4 protein-coding genes and 7 tRNA genes are annotated in these 6543 nt (G+C 38.7%); all 11 read left to right on the top strand.

What is annotated here, in order from left to right; genetic code table 11:
* Positions 1 to 1151 precede the first annotated feature (1151 nt).
* The 11 genes from FC65_RS07895 to FC65_RS07945 all read left to right on the top strand — a co-directional run bounded on the left by FC65_RS07895 (position 1152) and on the right by FC65_RS07945 (position 6501).
* Positions 1152 to 2618, top strand: a complete 1467-nt coding sequence (locus tag FC65_RS07895) for a peptide MFS transporter (protein WP_056972206.1) — start codon at positions 1152 to 1154, stop codon at positions 2616 to 2618.
* Positions 2619 to 2810: 192 nt separating this feature from the next.
* Positions 2811 to 2900 (top strand) — tRNA-Ser (locus FC65_RS07900).
* 9 nt (positions 2901 to 2909) lie between these two features.
* A tRNA-Glu gene (locus FC65_RS07905) sits at positions 2910 to 2981 on the top strand.
* Positions 2982 to 3032: 51 nt separating this feature from the next.
* A tRNA-Thr gene (locus tag FC65_RS07910) sits at positions 3033 to 3105 on the top strand.
* Positions 3106 to 3230: 125 nt separating this feature from the next.
* Positions 3231 to 3304, top strand: a tRNA-Asp gene (locus FC65_RS07915).
* Between the two features lie 43 nt (positions 3305 to 3347).
* Positions 3348 to 3420 (top strand) — tRNA-Phe (locus tag FC65_RS07920).
* 4 nt (positions 3421 to 3424) lie between these two features.
* Positions 3425 to 3492, top strand: a tRNA-OTHER gene (locus FC65_RS07925).
* Between the two features lie 4 nt (positions 3493 to 3496).
* Positions 3497 to 3568, top strand: a tRNA-Gln gene (locus tag FC65_RS07930).
* 156 nt (positions 3569 to 3724) lie between these two features.
* The gene (gene proC / locus FC65_RS07935; protein WP_056972209.1) at positions 3725 to 4522 is read left to right on the top strand and encodes a pyrroline-5-carboxylate reductase; all 798 of its coding nucleotides are present in this window, start codon (positions 3725 to 3727) and stop codon (positions 4520 to 4522) included.
* 94 nt (positions 4523 to 4616) lie between these two features.
* Positions 4617 to 5753 (top strand): N-acetylglucosamine-6-phosphate deacetylase, encoded by a 1137-nt coding sequence (gene nagA, locus FC65_RS07940; RefSeq protein ID WP_056972211.1) that lies wholly within the window; start codon positions 4617 to 4619, stop codon positions 5751 to 5753.
* 46 nt (positions 5754 to 5799) lie between these two features.
* Entirely contained in the window at positions 5800 to 6501 is a 702-nt protein-coding gene (locus FC65_RS07945) for a GntR family transcriptional regulator (RefSeq protein ID WP_010497835.1), read from the top strand.
* Positions 6502 to 6543 lie beyond the last annotated feature (42 nt).

Raw genomic sequence — 6543 nt, forward strand, 5'->3', positions numbered from 1 at the left:
GATAGTGTGAACTATCTCCTACCCGATTCTTGATCCCATCTCAAAGTAAGCTATTCAAGATAGGTATCAGATTTAGCTTTATACCCTCAATGAGTTTTGGATGTTGTTTTGCCATACTGTGTCCAAACTGCAGCAAATGTACCTGTACTGCATTCTTTTAAAATCTCCCTAAGCGTTTTAATATGATAGTTTGGTTTAGAATTTTAATTTGGTACCAGGCGAAAGCATGCTTTAGTGAAATAATTATGCAGAGAGTGTCAGAATGCCCCAGTGATCATTGAATCAATATCTGTTCAAATAAGATTTTCTGAATTGCTTTTTATTTTTAGAAAAAAGATATTATATGGGACCAAATCAAGTTTTGGCTATCGGAAAATATGAGGTGGAAATCTGAGTTTTGCAGGGAAAATATCTTTTATCTTGAAGAGATCTTTGGATTAGAGCTGACAGTATTTGCCATTTTTTAATTTTTCTAATGAATGTGGCTCTATTATGAATGTAATAGAGTTTATTTTAGAGATTTCTATCATGACCATTTTAGTTTTCCGAGTCATTTGCATTCGAACACAAACAAGTGAAAATTAAGAATAATTACTTTATTTTGTCATTTTAGTTAACATGGATCATCTTTTTGCTTGTTTCTTATATGTCATCCTTTGTTGTATGCAAACGCTTACGAATGCCGTACACATAGCCGCTCATAGCCATTAATGTTATTTACTGTGCAAGAAAATTTTCTAAGATCACAATTATGTGATCTTAGAATCAAGATTTACTATGATGAAGGTAAGAAAAGTGAGTCTGTTGTCAGGGTTCTAATGAAAAAGTAAACTTACGCAGTAAAAAATAAGTAAAATAGTTTAAAAACTTTCTTAGATATACTAATGAACACTAGAAAGTCGCAATAAGAACAACGAGATCAATTAAAAAAATATTATTCGAATAAAGAAAAAATGGCTAAATGTTGATAATTATTATAAAAAAATAAAAATAAAGTTAACTAAAAATGATAAACTGCCACCGGATTTATTAATAATCAGTGAGTGTCATTGACGCATAAATCTTTGAATTTTATAATAGTTATCGTTATTTAATTTATTTAAATGAATAAAAAGCCCTTTCAGGGTAAAAATATGGAGGAATCATATCTAATGAGTGGTAGTAAAGAACCATCATTTCTTGGGCACCCACGTGGGTTATCTACGCTGTTCTTTACTGAAATGTGGGAAAGATTCAGTTACTATGGTATGCGTGCCATTTTGCTGTATTATATGTATTTTGCTGTTAGTAAGGGAGGGCTTGGTTTTGACAAGCCTACTGCAGCATCGATCATGTCGATCTATGGTTCACTAGTTTATCTTTCTAGTGTTCTTGGCGGGTTTATTAGTGATCGTTTATGGGGACCACGTCGGACTGTCTTTATTGGTGGCATCTTGATCATGTTTGGTCATATTGTTTTGTCAACTCCATTTGGCAGTGCTGCGTTATATATTTCAATTGCCTTGATAGTTATTGGGACTGGTTTATTAAAGCCAAATGTTTCCGAAATGGTCGGCGGTTTGTATTCTGAAGAGGACACGCGTCGTGACTCTGGTTTTAGTATTTTTGTTTTCGGAATTAATATGGGTGCCTTTATTGCTCCTTATATTGTTGGTTGGCTGGGTCAAAGCGTTAACTTCCATCTTGGATTTTCTCTTGCTGCGATCGGAATGTTCTTTGGTTTAGTTCAATATACTATTGATGGTAAGAAATATCTTCCTAAAGATAGTCTGTATGCTTCTGATCCAATTCAGCCTGAAGAAACAAAAGCTTTGATTAAGAAGGTATCAATCGGTGTTGTCGCAATTATTTTGATTTTTGTGATCATGGCCTTATTCAAGATGTTCAATGTTAATAACGTTATCAACATTTTAAGTATCTGTGCCGTTTTAATACCTGTTGTTTACTTCATCAATATGTTGACTAGCGGTAAGGTCAATAAAGTTGAACGTTCTCGTGTCTGGGCTTATGTGCCATTATTCATTGCTTCGATTTTATTCTGGTCAATTGAAGAACAAGGTTCGGTTGTTCTTGCTTTGTTTGCTGAAGATCAGACAAGATTATCGATTGCTGGTTTTAATTTCCCCGCTAGTTGGTTCCAGAGTGCTAATCCTTTGTTTATTATGTTATACACACCGTTCTTTTCAATGTTGTGGAATAAACTTGGTAAGAAACAGCCTTCATCAGGTAAGAAATTTTCTTATGGTCTATTTTTCTCTGGTGCATCATTTTTATGGATGATGATCCCGTTGTTTATCCATGGTACTGATACAAGAGTCAGTCCATGGTGGTTGATCGCTAGTTGGGCACTTGTTATTATCGGTGAAATGTTGATCTCACCAATTGGTCTATCTGTTACGACTAAACTTGCCCCTAAGGCCTTTCATTCACAAATGATGAGTATGTGGTTCTTAGGTGACGCAGCCGCACAGGCCATCAATGCTCAAATCGTTCGTTTCTTTACGCCGTCTAATGAGATGATGTATTTCGGTTTGATCGGTGGCATTACTGTTATTTTTGGCTTCGTCTTATTATTCTTTGTTCCTAAAATCGAAAAATTCATGGCTGGTGTTAAGTAGCCAAAAGGCTTTATGTTATCATTGATCGATGATGGTGACATAAAGCTTTTTTAAGTGGATTTATATTTTTTTATATTTTATTTAAAATAAATGTTGCATTTTAGGTCCAAAGAGGTTATCATAATTAAGTCGGATGTTTGAGACATATCTTTTGGAAGGGTAGCGAAGTCTGGCTAAACGCGGCNTATTGATGGAGAGCTGTCCGAGTGGCTTAAGGAGCATGATTGGAAATCATGTAAGGGGGGATGCCCTCCTTCAAGGGTTCGAATCCCTTGCTCTCCGTAGATAAATGACCCGTTGGTCAAGTGGTTAAGACACCGCCCTTTCACGGCGGTAACATGGGTTCAAATCCCGTACGGGTCATATTGGAGGATTAGCTCAGTTGGGAGAGCGTCTGNAGCTGGATTTTATTTTGCCGGCTTAGCTCAGTTGGTAGAGCATCGGTATCGTAAACCGAGGGTCACAGGTTCGACTCCTGCAGCCGGCATAATTTAACGAAGATAAACATTGATATGTTAACATTAAAAAACAATTACCCACAATTCTTATTTTGAGGATCGTGGGTAATTGTTTGTAGTGTGCCCGGCATGGGCAGTAACTAGNAAATAATTCGGTCCTATGGTGTAGGGGTTTATCACGCCTGCCTGTCACGCAGGAGATCGCCGGTTCAAATCCGGCTAGGACCGTTAGGATAAGATTTCATCTTATTCATTTAAAATTGATGTAAATGGCTCGGTAGCTCAGTCGGTAGAGCAATGGATTGAAGCTCCATGTGTCGGCGGTTCGATTCCGTCCCGCGCCATTATGGAAGGGTAGCNCGGACTGTAAATCCGCTCCTTCGGGTTCGGTGGTTCGAATCCACTCCCTTCCACCATTATTGGGGTATAGCCAAGCGGTAAGGCATCGGGTTTTGATCCCGTGATTCGCTGGTTCGAATCCAGCTATCCCAATTATATGATCGAACAGTCTTATCTCCCAAATCTTTGAATTCATTGATTTGGGAGATTTTTTGTGTTTTAAAGTTTCATTCTTTTGTTATAATTTAAATAAGAGTCGAAACATCTTGCATATTTATGTCAGCAACCAAAGGTTAGGAGAGCAAATTTATGAAAATAGGTTTTATCGGTGTTGGAAGTATGGCTAAAGCAATTATTGAAGGTATTTTAGCAGCGGAAAATGTGCCTGCCAGTGATATTTTGATTCACAGCGCTCATCCTGCAAATTATGAGCAGTATGCACAAAAGTGGGGATTAACAGCTTGTGCTAATAACAATGAAGTTGCTCAGCAAGCTGATCTTTTATTTTTAGCAGTCAAACCTTTAATGGCTGGGGAAGTACTATCGGATATTAAAAAGACGATCATAACCGCTCATCCAGTCGTAGTATCGATGTTAAGCGGTGTTAGCCTCGCAGAGTTAGAACAATTTATTGGGACTAAAAATGTCGAGATCTTACGGATCATGCCAAATGTTAATGTAGCGATAAATCAGGGAATCACTGCATTGGTCGGCAATAGTTCTTTAAGTTCTGCTCATCTTCAACAAGCTCAGTCGTTGTTAAGCGATTTGGGGCAAACTATTTCTTTAGATGAACAGGATTTTAGTACTTTTGTTGCTTTAGCAGGTAGTTCTCCAGCCTTTGTTTATTATTATATTGATTCGATGGCTAATGCAGGAGTTAAGTATGGTTTAACCAAAAATGCTGCAGTCAAAATTGCGGCGCAAGCAGTAATGGGCAGTGCCGCCAATGTTTTGCAGAGTGAAAAGGCCCCACGGAACCTGATGGATGATGTCTGCTCTCCGGGTGGAACGACAATTGCTGGTTTGTTAGCCATGGAAGAAGCCGGTTTTACCAGAGCAGTTATTGAAGGAATTGATGCGACGATCGCTAAAGACAAAGAATGATCAGACCTTAAATGGAACTGGTTGGACAAGGAGACTTGCTTTTTTGGTATATACCGATTATGATAGAAGTATTGAATCCAAATGAGGTGTAAAGATGAGTAAAGTACTTAAACACGCAGTAATTTATACAGGTGAAGAAAAAATAAATGATGGTTATCTTCGTTTTTCCAATAAAATTGAAGATGTTGGTCCAATGGCTGAATTTAGTCCAAAAGCCGGTGATAGTGAGATCGTTGATCTTGAAGGTCAGATCGTAGTTCCCGGCTTTATTGATGTTCATAGTCATGGTGGTTATAGTTTTGATGCGATGGATGGTGATGCTGCTCAACTTGATGAAATGGTCACAGACATGGTATATGAGGGTATCACAGGCTATTTTGCCACGACTATGACTCAGTCAAATGAAAACATCGACAAAGCAATGGTCGCTGTTAATGACGCCATGAAGGTCAATCCAGTTATTTTAGGGGCTCATCTGGAAGGACCATTCGTTGCCATGGATTTCAAGGGGGCACAACCACCTGAATATATTAAAGATCCTGATGCAAAATTATTAGCACATTGGAATGAACTAGCCGGGGGTCATATCAAGATGATCACGTATGCACCTGAACATCAAGGGACAGCAGAATTTGAAGATTATTGTTTGGCCCATAATATTGTTCCTTCTGCCGGTCATAGTAACGCTACAAGAGCACAAATGAAGAAATCAAAAGCAAGCCATGTTACTCATTTATACAATGCCCAACGCGAATTTAAACATCGTGAGCCTGGTGTTACAGGGCATGCTTTGCTAGAAGATAATATTTATTGTGAGATGATTGCTGATGGTTTTCATGTTGTTCCAGATATGATCAAATTAGCGTATGAACTAAAGGGGCCAGATAAGTTAGAACTCGTTACTGATTCAATGAGAGCTAAAGGAATGCCTGAGGGTATCTCTGAACTTGGCGGTCAAAAAGTGATCGTTAAAGACAAACAGGCTCGCCTGGAAGCTGGTAATTTGGCTGGGTCAGTTTTGCAATATCAAGATGCCTTTGTTAATATTATGAAGTTTACCGGCTGCGGTATTGAAGAAGCAGTTAAGATGTCTTCTGTTAACCAAGCTAAAGAATTTGGTTTGACTTCTAAGGGCGGTTTGCAAGTTGGTAAGGATGCTGATTTGAATGTCTTTGATGCAGACTTACATTTGCAGGAAACATATAGTTTTGGACGCCTTTTTAAAAAATAATCACTGTTATTAAAAGATAAAATTATAGAGGGAGTAGGGTTGCCAAGTGGGTTCGCCAATATATATCCAGATTCATAACAAAATTAAACAGACTATCCAATCTGGCAAATGGAAAATAGGGGATCGTATCCCTGCTGAACGTGAGCTGGCTGTACAGTTTGGTGTTAGCCGTATGACTTTGCGTCAGGCTGTTCAGACACTGGTCGATGAAGGGATTTTAGAGCGTCATGTTGGCTCTGGAACATTTGTCGCGCGCCAGAAGGTCCAGGAAAGAATGTCTTCTGGGGTCACTAGTTTTACAGAAATCATTGAATCCCAAGGGAAAAAAGCTTCTAGTAAAACTATTTCTTATTTGGTGACCACTCCTTCGATCTCTGAAAGTGAGAGATTAGAACTTGCTGATGGAGAGAAAGTTTTACGAATGGAGCGGATCAGGTATGCGGATGATTTGCCGATCTGTTTTGAAGTGGCAACTTTACCTTATGCTCTCGTTAAAGATTACGCCAGGTCGCAAATCTCTACTTCCCTGTATCGGACGTTAGAAGAGCACGGTTTAACGATCGGGCACGCCGAGCAAACTGTTTCTGCAACTCTTGCTCCTGAACGTATTGCTGATTATCTGGAAGTCAAAAGAGGTGCAGCTATTTTGCGTTTACGCCAGACAACTAGTTTAAACGATGGACGGCCGTTTGAGTATGTGCGGACCCAGTATGTTGGTGAGCGTTTCGAGTTTTATTTGGCAAAATAAGCATTTAAAAATTGGGTTCTTTATCAAGTGGTACTGATGAAA

The sequence above is a fragment of the Ligilactobacillus acidipiscis DSM 15836 genome, assembly GCF_001435755.1.
GTDB classification, from domain to species: Bacteria; Bacillota; Bacilli; order Lactobacillales; family Lactobacillaceae; genus Ligilactobacillus; species Ligilactobacillus acidipiscis.

What these genes read in the sequence shown, in the direction of transcription:
- FC65_RS07895 (WP_056972206.1), top strand. Translation starts at nt 1,152, where the DNA reads ATGAGTGGTAGTAAAGAACCATCATTTCTTGGGCACCCACGTGGGTTA.
- nagA (WP_056972211.1), top strand. Translation starts at nt 4,617, where the DNA reads ATGAGTAAAGTACTTAAACACGCAGTAATTTATACAGGTGAAGAAAAA.
- proC (WP_056972209.1), top strand. Translation starts at nt 3,725, where the DNA reads ATGAAAATAGGTTTTATCGGTGTTGGAAGTATGGCTAAAGCAATTATT.